The organism is Streptomyces sp. NPDC012637, assembly GCF_042954805.1.
In the GTDB taxonomy this organism is placed as follows: domain Bacteria; phylum Actinomycetota; class Actinomycetes; order Streptomycetales; family Streptomycetaceae; genus Streptomyces.
In genome coordinates this window covers 1,791,255-1,807,896 of the sequence record NZ_JBIBDS010000001.1, presented here as the reverse complement: position 1 = coordinate 1,807,896, position 16,642 = coordinate 1,791,255, and the positions used below count along the sequence as shown (strand labels likewise).

The 16,642-nt window shown below is 74.1% G+C and carries 14 protein-coding genes; 10 read left to right on the top strand and 4 right to left on the bottom strand.

Going from position 1 to position 16,642, the window contains the following annotated elements; translation table 11 throughout:
- The first annotated feature begins 206 nt into the window (after positions 1-206).
- Positions 207-989: a hypothetical protein gene (locus tag ACFY8W_RS08050; protein ID WP_391101609.1), complete on the top strand. Its 783-nt coding sequence runs from the start codon at positions 207-209 to the stop codon at positions 987-989.
- Positions 990-1,003: 14 nt separating this feature from the next.
- On the opposite strand, the gene ACFY8W_RS08045 is transcribed toward ACFY8W_RS08050, so the two are convergent.
- Entirely contained in the window at positions 1,004-1,483 is a 480-nt protein-coding gene (locus ACFY8W_RS08045) for a hypothetical protein (protein WP_391101606.1), read from the bottom strand.
- A 720-nt stretch (positions 1,484-2,203) separates the two neighbouring features.
- On the opposite strand from ACFY8W_RS08045, the gene ACFY8W_RS08040 reads away from it, so the two are divergent.
- The 7 genes from ACFY8W_RS08040 (at position 2,204) to ACFY8W_RS08010 (ending at position 11,735) form a co-directional block, all read left to right on the top strand.
- The gene (locus ACFY8W_RS08040) at positions 2,204-3,748 is read left to right on the top strand and encodes a DUF6851 domain-containing protein (RefSeq protein WP_391101604.1); all 1,545 of its coding nucleotides are present in this window, start codon (positions 2,204-2,206) and stop codon (positions 3,746-3,748) included.
- A gap of 11 nt (positions 3,749-3,759) precedes the next feature.
- Positions 3,760-4,338, top strand: a complete 579-nt coding sequence (locus tag ACFY8W_RS08035) for an HPP family protein (RefSeq protein ID WP_391101601.1) — start codon at positions 3,760-3,762, stop codon at positions 4,336-4,338.
- Between the two features lie 5 nt (positions 4,339-4,343).
- Positions 4,344-5,270, top strand: a complete 927-nt coding sequence (locus tag ACFY8W_RS08030) for a rhodanese-like domain-containing protein (protein ID WP_391101600.1) — start codon at positions 4,344-4,346, stop codon at positions 5,268-5,270.
- On the top strand, positions 5,263-5,679 hold the full coding sequence (locus ACFY8W_RS08025) for a cupin domain-containing protein (RefSeq protein WP_391101597.1): 417 nt from the start codon (positions 5,263-5,265) through the stop codon (positions 5,677-5,679). The genes ACFY8W_RS08030 and ACFY8W_RS08025 overlap by 8 nt, the downstream gene beginning before the upstream one ends.
- A 613-nt stretch (positions 5,680-6,292) precedes the next feature.
- Positions 6,293-6,763, top strand: a complete 471-nt coding sequence (locus ACFY8W_RS08020) for a cobalamin-dependent protein (RefSeq protein ID WP_391101595.1) — start codon at positions 6,293-6,295, stop codon at positions 6,761-6,763.
- Positions 6,760-10,032 carry an FAD/NAD(P)-binding protein gene (locus ACFY8W_RS08015; RefSeq protein ID WP_391101593.1) on the top strand — a complete coding sequence of 1,091 codons (3,273 nt, stop codon included), beginning with the start codon at positions 6,760-6,762 and terminating at the stop codon, positions 10,030-10,032. The genes ACFY8W_RS08020 and ACFY8W_RS08015 overlap by 4 nt, the downstream gene beginning before the upstream one ends.
- Entirely contained in the window at positions 10,029-11,735 is a 1,707-nt protein-coding gene (locus ACFY8W_RS08010) for an AMP-binding protein (protein ID WP_391101590.1), read from the top strand. Before ACFY8W_RS08015 ends, ACFY8W_RS08010 begins: the two co-directional genes overlap by 4 nt.
- Before the next feature lie 79 nt (positions 11,736-11,814).
- On the opposite strand, the gene ACFY8W_RS08005 is transcribed toward ACFY8W_RS08010, so the two are convergent.
- Positions 11,815-12,405 (bottom strand): TetR family transcriptional regulator, encoded by a 591-nt coding sequence (locus ACFY8W_RS08005; RefSeq protein ID WP_391101588.1) that lies wholly within the window; start codon positions 12,403-12,405, stop codon positions 11,815-11,817.
- A gap of 130 nt (positions 12,406-12,535) precedes the next feature.
- Here ACFY8W_RS08005 and ACFY8W_RS08000 point away from each other — a divergent pair, with 130 nt between their 5' ends.
- Both ACFY8W_RS08000 and ACFY8W_RS07995 read left to right on the top strand, forming a co-directional pair.
- Positions 12,536-13,084: a carboxymuconolactone decarboxylase family protein gene (locus tag ACFY8W_RS08000; RefSeq protein WP_391101585.1), complete on the top strand. Its 549-nt coding sequence runs from the start codon at positions 12,536-12,538 to the stop codon at positions 13,082-13,084.
- A gap of 143 nt (positions 13,085-13,227) precedes the next feature.
- Positions 13,228-14,244 (top strand): LysR family transcriptional regulator, encoded by a 1,017-nt coding sequence (locus ACFY8W_RS07995; protein WP_391101583.1) that lies wholly within the window; start codon positions 13,228-13,230, stop codon positions 14,242-14,244.
- A gap of 296 nt (positions 14,245-14,540) precedes the next feature.
- Here ACFY8W_RS07995 and ACFY8W_RS07990 read toward each other — a convergent pair whose 3' ends face one another.
- Together ACFY8W_RS07990 and ACFY8W_RS07985 are read right to left on the bottom strand one after the other, a co-directional pair.
- A complete protein-coding gene (locus ACFY8W_RS07990; RefSeq protein WP_391101581.1) occupies positions 14,541-14,921 on the bottom strand; it encodes a hypothetical protein in 381 nt (126 codons plus the stop codon).
- Between the two features lie 122 nt (positions 14,922-15,043).
- Positions 15,044-16,498 (bottom strand): glyceraldehyde-3-phosphate dehydrogenase, encoded by a 1,455-nt coding sequence (locus tag ACFY8W_RS07985; protein WP_391101578.1) that lies wholly within the window; start codon positions 16,496-16,498, stop codon positions 15,044-15,046.
- Positions 16,499-16,642: the final 144 nt, after the last annotated feature.

The window sequence follows — 16,642 nt, the reverse complement described above, 5'->3', positions numbered from 1 at the left end:
ACCGCCGCCGCGAACGGAGCGATCTTCGCCTCCGCCAGCGCACGGACCGACTCCCGGAGCATCTCGTGCTCCTCCGGCAGGCGATACAGATCGAAGTCCTTGGCCATGGTCTGGGGCTCCCCTAACAATGCTTGTGGCATGTGTGGCACTGAGTACCCTCAGCAAAACACACTCAGTGCCACGATGCTAGTGGCTAGGGTGCCGACATGGACACGCAGGGAGACGAGGGGCGGCTCCAGCTCTACGAGGTGGCGGAGAACGGGCCGGGCCGGACGCGGTGGGTCGTGCGCTGCGTCGGGGGAGCGGTCCGCCGGGGCGACCGGCTCGACGGCGGACGCCTGACCGTCGACCGCGTCGACGCGTACGGGCGCCTCGACGTCGACTTCGTCGACGCCGCGCACGCCGCCCGGGTCCTGTTCTCCGGCCCCGGCGTCTCCGGGCTGCGCCCGTCGCTGGTGGTCGGGACCGCCGGACCGCGCGAGTACGGGTTCACCGGCCCGCACGAGATCCGGCGGGCCGTGGGCTGGGACCACCCGGGCGGCCCGGTGATCGGCACCGCCGCCGACTTCGCGGCCTGGACGGCCGAACAGTCCGCCGCCGACCTGGCCGAACCCTTCACCTACGTCGTCGACGCACGGGGCCGGCTCCGGCTCGCGCCCCGCCGCAGCGAGCACGTGGCCTGCGCCGGCGGCGGCGTCGTGCGGGCCGCCGGCGAGATCACCTGGGCTCCGGACCCGGCCGGCGGCTGGTCGGCGGTCGAGGTGAGCAACCTCTCCACGGGCTACGCCCCCGACCCCGAGTGCTGGCCGTCGGTCGCCGCCGCCCTCGAAGCCGCGGGCCTGGCGCACCCCGGCGCCTTCACCCACGCGGTGACCTTCCGCCGTTGCCCCGCACCCGACTGCGCACAGCTCAACGTCGTACGCGACGGGCTGTACGCGTGCGCCGCGTGCGGGGCCACGCTGCCGGCGGACTGGAACGCCGCGGAATAGGGGAGGAGCCTCCGTCAGGTCCGCGGGCGGGTCGTCAGGACGATCGCGGCGGCCAGGAGGACCACGTTCTTCACCACGAACTCGCCCACCAGCGTCAGGAGCACCGGGTTGGCGTGCTCGAAGGCGACGTGCGGGGTGAGGAGCAGTACGGCGAAGGTGCCGAGGAGGTGGCCGCCGAGGACGGGGAGCAGGACGGCCTGGGCGCGGCCGGTGAGCAGCCACACGCCGAGGGCGATCTCCGCCCAGCCGAGGGCCGGGACGAACCAGTCGCCGGTCTCGAACGGGACCACGTCGACGACCAGCCGCGCGGCCGGGCTCAGCCCGATCACCTTCAGGACGCCGAACCACACGAAGACACCGCCGAGCCCGCCCCGGAGCAGCACGAGGCCGTAGTGGTGCAGCCGGGGCGCCAGCCGGTCGAAGAGCCGTGCCGGCCGCGGCGCGGCGGGGCGTGGTGTCGTACGCGTCGGTCTGAGCTGCGAGGAAACGGTCATGCGCGGCCACTCCAAACGGATCGGTGCGGGATCGGTGAGGTCCTGGCGGACGTCTTGGTGGTCGACGGATGCGATCACCGGTCCGGCGGCCGGCGGCCCGCGGCGCCCGCCCGAGAACCGGGGGCGACCGGGGTGGCCGGGATGACCGGGCGGACCCGAGGCTCGGGTCGGCGGTGCGCGAGGGTGTCCTGCGGTGCGGCGCTGCCGCGTCGCAGGGCTCGCCGGTCGCGGCCCCGCCCGGCGGTGCGGGCGACGGGGTACGGGCCGCGGGGTGTCACGGACGCCAGAGGTGTCGGGCCCGGGCGGTACGGATGGCGCGGGCGGCACGGAAGGCCCGACGGACCGGCGCACGCGCCCCGGCCCCCGGGGACGTGCCGCCGCCCCGGGAACCGGTACGGGTCCGGACGAGAGCCCGCCCCGGGACCGAGTACCGCGCCCGGAAACCGGTGCTCGCCCTCGGGAAGCCGCTTGCCCCCCGGGACCGAGTGCCGTGTCGTCGTGGCACGGCGTACCCGTTCGCCGGGGCCGACAGTGCCTGGCGTCGTCTCACGCTAGCCACTCGGCGGGGCCGCGGCACCCGCCCATCGCTTCCTTGCATGCCTCCGATGGAAGAAGCCGATAGGCCGTTGCCCCGCGCGATCACATCTCGCCAGCCTGAGGACAGATCGAGCTCGTGTTTGATCCGCTCCCGCCACGCACCGCACGCGAAGGAACCCAGGGATGTCTCAGCGACCCGCCTCCACCGCCCGCACCGTCCCGGCGCCGCTCACCCGGCGCCGGGTCCTCACCGCCTCCGCCGCCGCGGCCGGCGCCTTCGCGCTCGCCGCCGGCGGCACGGCGCACGCCGCCGCGCCCGCCACGCGCTTCGAGGCGGAGACCCGCACCGGCCGCCGGGCGCCCGGGGCCGTCGCCGAGCCCAGCGTGGTGGTGCGCTGGAACCAGGCCACCATGGACGCGATCCTCGGCCGCTACCAGGCCACCGGCAACCGCTTCGGCCCCGCGACGGTCAACGCCCGCATCCTCGCGATCGTCCACAACTGCATCTACGACGCCTGGTCCTGTTACGACAGAGTCGCCTCCGGCACCCGCTTCGGCGGCTCGCTGCGCCGGCCCCGTGCCGAGCGCACCCCCGACAACAAGAACGAGGCCGTCAGCTACGCCGCGCACCTCGCTCTCCTGGAGTTCTTCCCGGAGTACAGGGTCGCCATCGACTCGATGCTGCGCAGCCTCGGTTACGACCCCGGCCTCACCGCGCCGCGCCGCCACAGCCCCGCGTGGATCGGCCGCCGTACCGCGCAGGCCGTCCTCGACTTCCGGCACGGCGACGGCGCCAACCAGCTCGGCACCCCGCCGTACGCCGACACCACCGGCTACCAGCCGAGGAACCCGCCGCAGACCGCCGGCGCCTACGACCCGTCGATCGTCGTCGCGCCCGAGCACTGGGCCCCGCTGCTCGTCGGCGGCAAGCTGCAGAAGTACCTCACGCCGCAGTTCGCCGTCATGGAGCCGTTCGCGCTCAGCAGCCCCGACCAGTTCACGGTCCCGGCCCCGCCCGCGTACCCCTCCGTGCGGATGACCGCCGCGATCGAGGAGGTCCTCGACATCAGCGCGAACCTGACGGACGAGCAGAAGTGCATAGCCGAGTTCTGGCTCAACGACGACGTCACGCCGCCCGGCGCCCAGCAGATGTGGGGCCGCTTCGTGTCCGCCCGCGACGGCTACGACGTCGACGAGGACGCCAAGCTGTTCTTCGGCCTCAACATGGCCGAGTGCGACGCCGCCATCGGTTCCTGGGCGGTCAAGCTCCGGTACGACTTCGCCCGCCCGTCCACCCTCGTGCCGTACGACCGCCGCGGCCGGCGGATCAGCTCCTGGGGCGGACCGGGCCTCGGCACCGTCACCATGGACGGCGTCGACTGGCAGGCGTACGTGGCGGTGCCGCCGTTCCCCGCCACCGTCTCCGGGCACAGCACCTTCTCCGGCGCCGCCGCCGAGTTCCTGCGCCGCTTCACCGGCACCGACGCCTTCGGCGACTCCTTCCGCTTCAAGGCCGGCACCTCCACCGTCGAGCCCGGCCTCACGCCGCGCACCGACGTCGTCCTGACCTGGCCCACCTTCAGCGAGGCCGCCCGGCAGGCCGGCATCTCCCGCGTGTACGGCGGCATGCACTGGAGCTTCGACAACGAGCCCGGCATCGAGATGGGCCACCAGATCGGCAAGGTCGTCCACCGCCGGGCCGTGTGCTACTTCAACGGCGCCCACTGAGGAGCGAACCCGTGAGCAACCAGACCCCGACCCAGACGCCGGCACCGGGCACGTCGCCGGGCCCGTCACCGGCACCCGCGGCGCCGGCGCCGGCCGCCGCGCCGAAGGGCGGCAGCGGAGCACCGCCGTTCCCCGGGGCGAAACCCGCCCTCCTCGGCACCCTCGCCACCGTCGCCTCCCTCGTCGTCCTCGTGGCGCTCGGCGAGGCCACCGGCCACCTGCTGATGATCGCCCCGCTCGCCGCCACCGCGATGATCATCTGCTCCACCCCGGCGCTGCCGCCCGCACAGCCCCGCGGCGTGGTCCTCGGCCAGCTCGGCTCCGGGGCCCTCGGCCTGGTGGCCGTGGCCCTCTTCGGCCGATCCCTGTGGGCCGCCGCCGTCGCCGCGGGCCTCAGCGTCGGACTCATGCTGCTGCTGCGCGCCGTGCACGCCCCGGCCGCCGCGACCGCCGTCCTCGCCGTCCTGCAGGACCCGAGGCCCGTGAGCTTCCTGGTCCTGCTCGCCGTGGGCAGCGTCCTGCTCGTCCTGCTCGGCCTGATCGCCTCCAAGGCCGGCGTGATCGCCAAATACCCGACGTACTGGTGGTGAACGCGATGACCGCGAAGAACCGAGACGGCCTGCTCGTCAGCGCCGAACGGATACAGGAGCACCTGCGGAACCCCGTCGCCGGACTCGTGCTCGTCGAGATCACCGACGGCGGCAACGACGGCGGCGGCCGGCCCGGCCGCATCCCCGGCGCCGTACGCCTCGACTGGACCGGCGACCTCCAGGACCCGGTACGGCGTGACCTCATCGGCCCCGAGGCCTTCGCGGCGCTGCTCGGCCGGCACGGCATCGCCGCGGACGACACCGTCGTCTTCTACAGCGGCAACAACAACTGGTGGGCCGCGGCGGGCTACTGGCAGTTCCGTCTGTACGGGCACCGGGAACTGCGCCTCCTCGACGGCGGGCGCGCCCGCTGGGAGGCCGTCGGCGGGCCGCTCACCACCGAGGCGCCGGCCAGGACCGCGAGCCGCTATCCCGTGCCGGCGGGCGCCGACGAGACGATCCGGGCCCGGCGCGAGGACATGCTCGACCACATCGGGCGCCGGACCCTCCTGGACGTCCGCTCCCTCGAGGAGTACCTCGGCCACACCAACACCCCGCCCGGCGTCCCCGACGACATCGGCGTGCGCTGCGGACACGCGCTGTCCGCCGAACACATCCCCTGGCACACCGCCGTCGGCGCGGACGGCACCTTCCGCGGCGAGGAGGAGCTGCGGGCCGCCTACGGCGAGCTGCGCAGCGACGTCCCGACGGTCGTCTACTGCCGGGTCGGCTGGCGCTCCGCGCACAGCTGGTTCGTCCTGCACGAGCTGCTCGGCATGACGGACGTCCGCAACTACGACGGCGCCTGGCGGGAGTTCGGCTCCCTCATCGGCGCGCCGATCGTCAAGGGCCCGCGGCAGTGGGGCCCCGATCCCATCCCGTCCGTCGTGCCCCAGCGCACCGCCGCATCGGAGGTCACCGCCCGTGCCTGACGTCACCGTCTACCGCGACGTGCTGCGCGACGGCTTCGCCCAGACCGACCTGCCCTGGGTCCCCTGGACCGAACCCGGCCGCGAGGGCGTCGAGTACGTGGTCCTCTGGGGTCCCGGCCACGCCGGCGAGGAGGACTCCGCGAGCCTGCTCCTCCGCTTCCCGCCGGGCGCGCACGGCGACTTCCACGAGCACCTCGGGCACGAGCTGATGCTGGTCCTCGACGGCACGCTCGACCACAGCGACGGGCGCCGCTTCGAGCGCGGCGACCTGGTGATCGAGGAGCCGGGCACGCGTCACCAGATGTCCAGCGCGACCGGCTGCACCGTCCTGGCGGTCCGCGCCCGCCCCGCCTCCCCGCGCACCCCGCAGGCCGGCGAGATCACGACGGGCGTGGGCGCGGGCGCCTGAGGCCCACGCGGGCCCGGCGCGGAAGTCGCGCGGGCCGGCGCGGGCCCGGCGAAGGCCCGGTGGACCCGGCCCCGGTCCGGCCGGTCGCCCTTCCCGAGGGCGCGGCCGGCCCAGGCCCGGGCGCTGCCACCCGTAGCACCGCACGAACCGCAGTACCCGTAGGACCCGCCGTACTCGCAGCACTCGCAGTACCCGCACCAACCGCAGTACCCGTAACACTCGTACCAACCGCGACACCCGTACCCGCCGCACCACCCCTGCGGTCCGGACGGACAGCGGTGCGGGGCTCCCCGTACCCCGCACCGCTGTCGGCGTCCCCGCCGTCGTCCTTACGCCTGCCGCCCTCCGCGGCACAGGCGTCGTGAGGCCCGGTGTCCGCGCGTCGAAGCCACGGGCCTCAGGCCCGGACCGACCCGCCCGCCGTCCGGCCGATCCGCTCCCGGCCGGGCCCGGTCGCTCGTCCGCCACGGCCGTACGCCGCGCCGACGCGCGGCTCCCCGCCGCACCACGCGCACGACCGGAGGCGGCCCGAGCCCCCGTCCCCGGCGGGCAGGGCTCAGCCGCCGCTCCTCCCCGGACCCATCCGCATCCGCACCGTCACTGGAGACACGCCATGCAAAGTCTGCACAGTCCCGAGCCGTCCCGTCGGGTGCTGCTCACCACCGGGTCGTCGGACGCGCACACCTGGAACCTGGTGCACCTTCAGCTGTTCCTGGAGGAGCACGGGCACTCCGTGCTCAACCTGGGACCGTGCGTCCCCGAGCAACTGCTCGTGGACACCGCGCGGATGACCAGCCCCGACCTGGTCGTCCTGTCGTCCGTCAACGGACACGGTCACCAGGACGGTCTGCGCGCCGCGCGGGCGCTGCGGGACGACGAGGAGACCCGCCGGATCCCCATGGTGATCGGCGGGCTGCTCGGGATCTCGCCCGACGGGGCGGAGGAGCGCACCGCCGAGCTGCTCGCGGCCGGGTACGACGCGGTCTACGCGGACGGGACCGAGCCGACCGCGCTGCTGCGGCACCTCGGCGGACTCGGCGAGCGCGAGCCGAGAGGCGCGTGTACCGGGCGGGCCGCGGCGTGACCCTCTCCGGACAGCCACCGCACCCGCACTCCGATCTCGGTGCCTTCGTCCAGGAGGCCGCCGCGGCCGGCGAACTCGTGGTGCAGCCGCGAATGGGCATGGTCTCCCCGGACGAGATGGCCGCCGGCGTCGCCGCCGTCGCGGCGCTCCCCGAGCGGACCGTCGCGACCCTCACCATCGACAGCTACACCCGCGTCGGCGACCACGCCGCCGCCACCGCCGCCCTGCGCACCGGCCGGCCCCTGAACGGCTTCCCGATCGTCAGCCACGGGCCCAGGACCGCCGCCCGCACGGCCGCGGCCGCCGGGCGCCGCACGCCGGTCCAGGTCCGGCACGGTTCCGCCGACCCGATGGCCATCTTCCGCACCATGGCCGCCGCCGGGCTCTCCGCCAGCGAGGGCGGCCCCGTCTCGTACTGCCTGCCCTACGGCCGTACCCCGCTCGCCGAGTCCGTCGCCGCCTGGCGGGACTCCGTGCAGTTCCTCGCCGAGGAGAGCCGTGCGGCGGGCCGCCGCGCCCACCTGGAGTCCTTCGGCGGCTGTCTGCTCGGGCAGCTGTGCCCGCCGTCGATGCTGGTCGCCGTGTCCGTCCTGGAGTGCCTGTTCTTCGTACGGAACGGCGCCACCAGCGTCTCCCTGTCCTACGCGCAGCAGACCCACGCCGCCCAGGACGCGGGCGCGCTCGCCGCGCTGCGGCTGCTCGCCGACGAGCTGCTGCCACCGTCCGTGGACCGGCACATCGTGCTCTACACGTACATGGGCGTCTACCCGCGCACCGTGCCCGGCGCCCGCCTGCTGCTGCGCCGCAGCGCCGACCTCGCCGTACGCGGCGGGGCGCAGCGGCTGATCGTGAAGACCGAGACGGAGGCGCACCGCATCCCGACGGTCGCGGAGAACCTGACCGCCCTCTCGGTCGCCGCCGACGCGGCCCGCGCCGCCCGCGCCAGGCCGCGGCCCGCGGGCGCGCACTCCGGGAGCGACACGGAGGAGATCCTGGCCGAGGCCAGGGCCCTGGTCGGCGCGGTCCTCGGGCTCTCTGACGACCTGGGCGTCGCGCTCCTGAAGGCCTTCGACCGAGGCCTGCTCGACGTGCCCTTCTGCCTCCACCCGGACAACCGGGGCGAGGTCCGTTCCGCGGTCGCGCCGGACGGCCGGCTCCAGTGGACCGACTTGGGTGCCCTGCCGCTGCTCACCACCAGCCGGAGGACCTCACCGATGACCTCGCGTCAGCTCTCCGGGATGCTCGGCCGGGTCTCCCGCGAGCACGACCTGGCGGCCGAGACCGCGCCGCCGCCCGAGCCCGCCCCGCCGGCCACCCCGCGCTGCCTCGCCGACCCGGTCGCCGAACCGCTGCGGATCGCGATCGTCGGCATGGGTCCGCGCGGGCTCTCCGTCCTGGAGCGGCTCGCGGCCCGCTGCGCCGAGCGGCCGCCCGCGCGCCGTGTCGAGGTGTTCGCGGTCGATCCGCACGAGGCGGGGGCCGGGCGGATCTGGCGCACGGACCAGTCGCCGTGGTTCCTGATGAACACGCCGGCGCAGGAGGTCACCATGTTCTCCGGGCCGGCGGACGAGGGACCGCACCGGCCGGGCGCCGGACCGTCGCTCGGCGAGTGGTGGGTGGAGCACGATCCGGCGCGCGCCGAGCCGCAGGGCTACGCGCCGCGCGCGGTCTACGGCCGCTACCTCACCTATGTGATGCGGCGGATCGAGGAGACGCTGCCGCCGTGCCTCACCGTGCACCAGGTGGCCGCGCGGGTGATCTGCGCGGACCGCGGCGGCCCCGGGGCCGAGGAACCGTTCCGGCTGCGCCTGGACCGCGGCGACGTGCTCACCGCGGACCGGCTGGTCCTCGCCACCGGCCACCCGGTGAACGAGCCCGACCGGGAGCAGCGGGAGTGGCGGCGCTTCGCCCGCGACCACACGACCCCCGCCCGGCCGCTCCGGTACGTCGCGGGCGGCTCGGCGAGCGAGATGCCGCTCGCGGACATCCCGGCCGGCGCGAGCGTCGGAGTGATCGGGATGGGCCTCACCTTCTACGACGTGCTGTCCGAGCTGACCCTCGGCCGCGGCGGCAGCTTCACGGAGGGCGGCGACGGACTGCTCTACCTGCCGAGCGGGAAGGAGCCGAGGATCCTCACCGGCTCGCGCGCCGGGGTGCCGCTGTTGACCCGGGGCGTCAACCAGAAGCGGCCCGAACACCGCTACCGTCCGGTCCTGTTCACGCCCGAGCGGATGGCCCGGCTGCGCGCCGAGCACGCCCCGCTCGACTTCGAGCGGTCGGTGCTGCCCTGGCTGCTCGCCGAGGTGAACCTGGTGCTGCTCGCCACCCGGATCCGTCAGGCCCACGGACCGGACGCGGCACGGGAGTTCGGCGAGCGGGCCGAGGAGGCACTGAGCGCGGGCCACGAGCCGGGCCCGGTCCCGGCCACGGCCCCGGACGCGCCTCGCGCGGGTGACGTGCTCCAGGGGCTCGCGGCCGGGTACCGGATCGACCCGCGGCCCCTGGCCGGACTCGAGGCCCTGGCCCGCCCGTTCCACGGGCGGCGGTTCGGCTCGCCCGCCGAGTTCCACAAGGTGCTGACCGAATGGCTGCGCGCCGACCTCGGCGACGCGCGCCTCGGCAACGCGGACGGGCCGATGAAGGCCGCGGCGGACGTGCTGCGGGACGTCCGGCAGACCATTCGCGACGTGGTCGACTTCGGCGGGCTCACGCCCGCGTCGCACCGCTGGTTCCTCGCCGAGTTCGGCCCGGTGGCGGCCATGGTGTCGACGGGCCCGCCGCAGCTGCGTTCCGAGCAGTTCCTCGCGCTGCTCGCCGCCGGGGTGCTCGAACCGGTGGGCCCGGGCGTCCGGTTCGGCACCGACCCCGAAGTGGGCCGGTTCACGGTGGAGTCGGCGCAGGTGGAGAACTCCTGGGCGGCGCTCGACGTCCTGGTGGACGCGCGGCTGCCGACGACGGACCTCGCGGCGGACCGCGACCCGCTGATCCGCGGACTGCTCTCGGACGGCGTGGTGCGCCCCTTCGTCAACACGGCCGGAAACGCCGGCCGGGCCGGGGAGTTCAGGACCGGCGGCGTCGACTGCACGGCCGCGCCGTTCCACCCGGTCGGCGCCGACGGGACGCCGGACCCGGCGGTCCACGTGATCGGCATCCCGAGCGAGCACACCCGCTGGTTCACCCAGGTGGGCAGCGGCCGGCCCGGCCGCTGGGGCTCGTTCACGCGCGACGCCGACGCCATCGCCGAGGCCCTGGCGGGGGCGGCCGGATGACGGCGCCCGCCGGGCCGGGGGCCGAGGGCCGCGCGGAGTACCGCAGGACCGCCGCGCACGAGGAGTACCGGGCCGCCAGGGACCTGCTGCTGCGGCTGCGCGGCGACCGGGAGGCGGCCACGGCCGCGTTCCGGTGGCCGCGGGCCCGGCACTTCAACTGGGCGCTGGAATGGTTCGACGTGGTCGCCGAGGGCAATCCGCGGACCGCCCTGGAGATCCTGGGCACGCCCGCGGCGGACGGCTCGGTGCCCGTCGTCGACCGGGTCGGCTTCGCCGAACTGTCCGCCCGCTCCGACGAGCTGGCGGTGACGCTGGCGGAGGCCGGCGTGGTGCGCGGCGACCGGGTGCTGGTCCTGCTGGGCACCCGTGCGGAGCTGTGGGAGACCCTGCTCGGCTGCATCAAGCTCGGCGCGGTCGTGGTGCCCGGCTACCAGGACCTCACCCGCGACGAGGCCGCCGACCGGATCGCCCGCGGCGGCATCCGGCACGTGGTCTGCGCGCCCGAACTCATCCACATGACGGGCGGGTTGCCGGTGCCGGGAATCCGGATGGCGCCCGGAGCCGCGGGCCTGCCCGGCTGGCTCCCGTACCCCGACACCCGCGACCCGGACCGGCGCCGCCCCTTCGTGCCCGACGGGCCGACGGCCGCCGCCGACCCGTCCTTCTGCTACTTCACCTCGGGCACCACCTCGCTGCCGAAGCTGGTCGAGCACTCCCACGCCGGATACGCCGTCGGCCACCTGTCCAGCCTGTACTGGAGCGGGCTGAGGCCGGGCGACCGGCACCTCAACCTGTCGGCGCCGGGCTGGGCGAAGCACTCCTGGTCGAGCTTCTTCGTGCCGTGGACGGCCGGCGCCACCGTCGTCGCACCACCCGACGGCGGGCTGCCGCCGGCCGCGCTGCCCGGCGTGCTCGCCGCCCTGCGGATCAGCAGTCTGTGCGCGCCGCCGAGCGCGTGGCGGGCGGTGCTGCCGCATCTGACGGAGGGCCGGGGCGCACTCCGGCTGCGCGAGGCGACGGCGGCGGGCGAGCCGCTCACCGCCGAGGTGACCGACCGCATCGAGGCGGCCTGGGGCGTACGCGTCAGGGACGGCTACGGGCAGACGGAGGCGACGGCCCTGATCGGCCGGGCCCCGGACACTCCGCCACCGCTGTCCCCGCTGGGCCATCCGCTGCCGGGCTACCGGATCGTGCTGCGGGACCCGGAGACCGGCCGGCGGGGCGAATCAGGGGAGGTGTGCGTCGACCTGACGGACCGTCCGCCCGGCCTGATGCGCGGCTACGCCGACCGCCCCGACCGCACGGCGGAGGCGTTCGCGGACGGCCTGTACCGGACGGGCGACCGGGGCGAGCGCTGCCCGGACGGCTCGATCCGGCTGCTCGGCCGGATGGACGAGGTCTTCAAGTCCTACGGGCACCGCGTCTCGCCGATGGAGATCGAGGCGGTCCTGCGCACCCACCCGGCGGTCGTGGACGCGGCCGTGGTCCCGTGCCCGGACAAGCGCGGCGGACTCGCCCCGTACGCGGTGGTGGAGACCCGTGAGGAGGTCGAAGCGGGCGTTCTGGAGCGGGAGTTGACCGCGCTCGCGGCCCGCAGTCTGGCCCCGGTGTTCGTCCCGAAGGGCGTCTGCGTGGTCGCCGCCCTGCCCCGCACCCGCTCGGGCAAGGTCCGCCGGGGCGAGCTGCGGCCCCGTACGCCCTGAGGCCTGTCCGGCCTGATCCGCCGGACAGGCCCTGATCCGCCGCTGGACAGGGTCTGGGGGCGTGCCGCCCCGTGTCTTCTCAAGCCGCGCCGGCGGCCGGGACCGGCGTGCGTTCGGCGGTGCGGAGGAGCACCGTCGCGACCGCGCGGGCGCGGACGGCCGCCTCGGTCGTGCCCTCGCGCAGGGCGGTGACGATGGCGCCGTCGCCGAGCAGGGCGAGCTGGCGGGCCAGGTTCTCGTGGTCGCGGTAGCCGCCGTCGGTGAGCAGCCGGTCGAGCCGGGCGATGACCTTCTCCTTGTGCTCGGCGGCCACGTGGTGGGCCGGGCTCTCCGGATCGGCGGTCTCGACCATGGTGTTGATGAAGGCGCAGCCGCGGAAGTCCGCCGCGGCGAAGCGCTCGGCGAGTCCGTCGAAGAGGGCGAGGGGCAGTTCCTCGGGTCCGCGTCCGCTCGCCTCGATCCGGCCGTCGAGCCAGGCCCGCCACATGCCGTCGCGGCGCCGCAGCACCTCGACGACGACGTCGTCCTTGCTGGGGAAGTGCCGGTAGAAGGAGGCGCGGCCCACTCCGGACTCGGACAGGATCCGCTCGATTCCGACCGCCCGGATGCCCTCTTCGTAGAAAAGACGCTCCGCGGCGCTGAGGAGCCGTTCTTTCGCGTTCGTGGCCATACCAAACGGTACCACTCGGTTCCGAAAGTCGGAACGGAGTGCCCGCCTCCCGTTGCGTCGAACGGAACCGATCGGTACCGTCAGGATGGTACCGATCAGTTCCGTCTTGGTCCGGCTCAAGGAGAGCTCCATGCCCCGCCTTCCCCAACTGACCGTCGAGACCGCCAACGAGGAGCAGCGCGAGCTGCTCGAAGGCACCCTCAAGCAGCTCGGCAAGCTGCCCAACCTGTACGCCGCCCTCGCCAACGGCCCCGCCGCGCTGCGCGGTTACCTCGCCATGCGCGACGCCCTGGTCGGCGGCAGCTTCAGCGCCCGGCAGCGCGAGCAGCTCGCGCTCTACATCGCCCAGCGCAACGACTGCACCTACTGCGTCTCCGCGCACACCCTGCGCGGCGGCAAGGTCGGCCTGAGCGAGCAGGACCTGCTGGCCACCCGCCGCGGCCAGGACGCCGGCGACCCGCACATGGACCAGGTGCTGCGGATCACCGGCGCCATCATGGAGAGCGGCGGCCGGGTCGACGACGCGGCCCTCGCCGAAGCCCGCGCCGCCGGCGTCACCGACGCCGAACTGGCCGAGATCGTCGGCCACGTGGCGCTCAACGTGCTGTCGAACTTCTTCAATCACGTTGCGCAACCGGAGTTGGACTTTCCGTTGGTCCCGGCGCAGCTCGCCGAGTAGAGTCCTTCGCGGCCGACAGGGGTGCCGGACGCGCAGGAGCGACCGGCACCCCTGTGGTGTAACGACTGGGGCGATCGAACGGGTGGCGTGACCGGCCACCCGAGTGCCAGCTGCCGCCGGGGGGCGGCAAGGGGGTTGAACACGTGGACATCGACGCAAGAACCCTGAGAACCTTCCGCGAGGTGACCTTGACCGGGTCCTTCACCCAGGCGGCCCGCCGCCTCGGGTACTCGCAGTCCAGCGTCACGGCGCAGATGCGCGCCCTGGAGCGACAGGTGGGCGAACCCGTCTTCGAACGGCTGCCCAGCGGCGTACGGCTCACCCGCACCGGGACCGTGCTCTGCGACTACGCCCGCCGGATCCTCACGCTCGTCGGCGAGATGGAGGCCGCACTGCGCAGGCCCGCGGCCCACCCGCCGCGGATGACCGTCGGCGTCGTGCCCGCGCTCGCCTACGGACAGCAGCTCGCCCGGCTCACCGACATCGGCCGCAGACGGCTTTCCGGAGTCCAGCTCGCCCTGCGGGTCATGGGCACCGGAGAGATCCACGACGCGTTCCGGGCCGGCACCATCGACGGCGCCCTCGTGCTCACCGTCGCCGACGCCGACGACCACCTGGCCGCGCTGCCCGGCGCCCTCGCCGACCCGTTACGCACCGAACGGCCCGACGACCTGACGGAAGTGCGCCTCCAGGAAGTCGAGTTCGCGCCCGTCGTCGGCGTCGCCGCGCGGAGCCGGGGCCCGGCCGCCGCCGGCCGCCAGGTCGTCATCGCCGATCCTGACTGTCCCTCGCAGCGCTGGCTGCCCGAATTCCTCCGGCTCCGCTCCGACGGGCCGCCCGAGATCCACGAACTCGGCTCCATGGCCGGGGTCCGCGCGGCCGCCCAGTCCGGGCTCGGCTGCGCCATGCTCCCGATGGCCCTGGCCGCCTCCCCGCGCGAGGCCGGCGGACTCCGCCCGCTGCCGGGCGTGCCCCGGATGCGCTGGAACGCCTCCCTGGTCTCCGCCCGCGGCGACGACCGGCCCGCGCTCGACTGGGAGAACCTGGCCGAGACCCTGCGCCAGGCCACCGCCCTGGCCTGCGCGGTCCCGCCGGGCGAGGAGCCGGAGGGCACGGCCGCCGTGTCCGCCCTCGGCCCCGACCCGGGCCTCGCGAGCTGACGTTCCGCCCACAGGCGTCGCGCCCGCCGGCGCTTCGCCCGCGGCCGTTCCGCCCGTACGGGACGGCTCGCGCCCACGAACCGGTGCCACGGCACATCCGCGTCTCCCCGGACCCACACCCCCGACCGGGCCCAAGAGACCGTGGGTGCGCCGTGGCACCTTCAGTGCTTCAGCAGGTCGGCCCGCCCGCCGGCCAGGACGCCAGCAGGCCCGCACGCCCGCACGTGATACGTCGGCACGTCCGCCCGTCACGCGGTGCTGCTTCGGAGCTTCGGTGCTCCGAGCGCGTCGGGGCCTCAGTGACGGATGACTCCCGTGCTCTCCCCGCGCAGCACGGTCTCACCGTCCTGGTTGGTGATCTCCACCTCCAGCTCGAGGCCCGTACCGGACCGGACCTCGCTCAGCGCGCGCACCGTCACCGCCGCGGTGATGGTGTCGCCCGACCAGACCGGCCGCAGGAGCTCCCAACTCATCCGGCGTGCGATGAAGTCGAGCTCCCCGCCGATCTCGGTGGCGAGGGACGCGGTGAACAGGCCGTGCGCCATCGCCCTTCCCTGATCGGGCTGATGGTGCCGGCCGCGGTCCCCGGCGAGTTCGGCGAAGGCCGCGATCGACTCGTCGGTCACCGTGCGCTCGGCGCGCAGTACCTGACCGACCTTCAGGTGGTGCTTCGTCACTTCGCTCCTCCAGGTGGGCGTCGGGCAAGGGGACCGCCAGTCTGGCAGCCCCCGGAAACGCCGGACGGCGGCGGGGCTACTGCCCCACCGCCGTCCGGTGTGCGCTCAGGCCGTGCGGCGGATCAGGCCGCCGGGGCCGGGAAGGTCGGGTACTCGACACCGGAGACGTGCTGGACGACCCGGATGACCTGGCAGGAGTAGCCGAACTCGTTGTCGTACCACAGGTACAGGATCGCGTTGTCGCCGTCGACCTTGGTCGCGCCGGCGTCGACGATCGAGGCGTGGCGCGAACCGACGAAGTCCATCGAGACGGCGTCGGGGGCCGTGGTGAAGTCGATCTGTCGCTTCAGCGGCGAGTGCAGCGAGACGTCGCGGAGGTACTCGAGGACCTCCTCGCGGGTGGTCTCGCGGCCCAGGCGCAGGCTCAGGATCGCGATCGAGACGTCCGGCACGGGGACGCGGATCGAGCTGCCGGTGATCGGCGCCTTCAGGTCGGGCAGCGCCTTGGCCACGGCGGAGGCGGCACCCGTCTCCGTGATGACCATGTTCAGCGGCGCGGAACGGCCGCGGCGGTCCGCCTTGTGGTAGTTGTCCAGCAGGTTCTGGTCGTTCGTGAACGAGTGGACGGTCTCCACGTGACCGCGCAGCACGCCGAACTCGTCGTCCATCGCCTTCAGCGGCGGCACGATCGCGTTCGTGGTGCAGGACGCGCAGGACAGGACCTTCTCGTCCGGCTTGATCGTGTCGTGGTTGACGCCGTGCACGATGTTCGGGACGTCGCCCTTGCCCGGGGCGGTGAGGACGACCTTGTCGATGCCCGGACGCAGGTGCTTCGACAGGCCCTCGCGGTCGCGCCACTTGCCGGTGTTGTCGATGAGGATGGCGTTCTCGATGCCGTACGCCGTGTAGTCGACCTCGGACGGGTCGTTGGCGTAGATCACCTTGATCGTGTTGCCGTTGGCGACGATCGTGCCGTTGGCCTCGTCGACGGTGATGGTGCCCTGGAACTGGCCGTGGATGGAGTCACGGCGCAGCAGGGAGGCGCGCTTGACGATGTCCTCGGCGGCCCGGTCGCCGCCGCCGCGCACGACGATGGCGCGCAGGCGCAGGCCGTTGCCGGAACCGGCCTTCTCGATGAGCAGGCGGGCGACGAGCCGGCCGATGCGGCCGAAGCCGTACAGGACGACGTCGCGGCCGTCACGCCGCTCGATCTTGTTGGCGCCGGTGGCACCCGCCACGGCCTCGGCGGTGAACTCCGCGACCGACAGACCGCGGTCATCGGCCTTGTACTCGGCGGCGAGCATGCCGATGTCGATCTGGGACGGGCCCAGGTCGAGCGTGGTCAGCGTCTCCAGGAACGGCAGCGTCTCGGTGACCGAGAGCTCCTCGCCGTCGATCTGGCGCGCGAATCGGTGGGTCTTGAGAATGCTGACCACCGACTTGTTCACCAGGGAGCGGCTGTGAACGAGGACCGTGACGTCCTGCTCTCGGTGCAGCTTCCCGATGATCGGAATCATGGACTCCGCGATCTCCTCGCGGTTCTTCCAGTTTGTGAACGAGTCCTCGTTGACAGTCACAGTGCATCTTTCGAGCTAGGGAGTGCTCATATGCTAACCCGCCCGATCGGATGTGCGTCAGGGGGCCCCCGTGTGGTTCTGGCCACGGGGCTGCGGTGGCGAGTTTCCGGCGGTAACATCACGGCCGCACAGGTCTGACACCCC

Coding starts and splice junctions, on each gene's coding strand:
- ACFY8W_RS08050 (WP_391101609.1), top strand. CDS start 207: ATGGACACGCAGGGAGACGAGGGGCGGCTCCAGCTCTACGAGGTGGCG.
- ACFY8W_RS08045 (WP_391101606.1), bottom strand. CDS start 1,483: ATGACCGTTTCCTCGCAGCTCAGACCGACGCGTACGACACCACGCCCC.
- ACFY8W_RS08040 (WP_391101604.1), top strand. CDS start 2,204: ATGTCTCAGCGACCCGCCTCCACCGCCCGCACCGTCCCGGCGCCGCTC.
- ACFY8W_RS08030 (WP_391101600.1), top strand. CDS start 4,344: ATGACCGCGAAGAACCGAGACGGCCTGCTCGTCAGCGCCGAACGGATA.
- ACFY8W_RS08020 (WP_391101595.1), top strand. CDS start 6,293: ATGCAAAGTCTGCACAGTCCCGAGCCGTCCCGTCGGGTGCTGCTCACC.
- ACFY8W_RS08010 (WP_391101590.1), top strand. CDS start 10,029: ATGACGGCGCCCGCCGGGCCGGGGGCCGAGGGCCGCGCGGAGTACCGC.
- ACFY8W_RS08005 (WP_391101588.1), bottom strand. CDS start 12,405: ATGGCCACGAACGCGAAAGAACGGCTCCTCAGCGCCGCGGAGCGTCTT.
- ACFY8W_RS08000 (WP_391101585.1), top strand. CDS start 12,536: ATGCCCCGCCTTCCCCAACTGACCGTCGAGACCGCCAACGAGGAGCAG.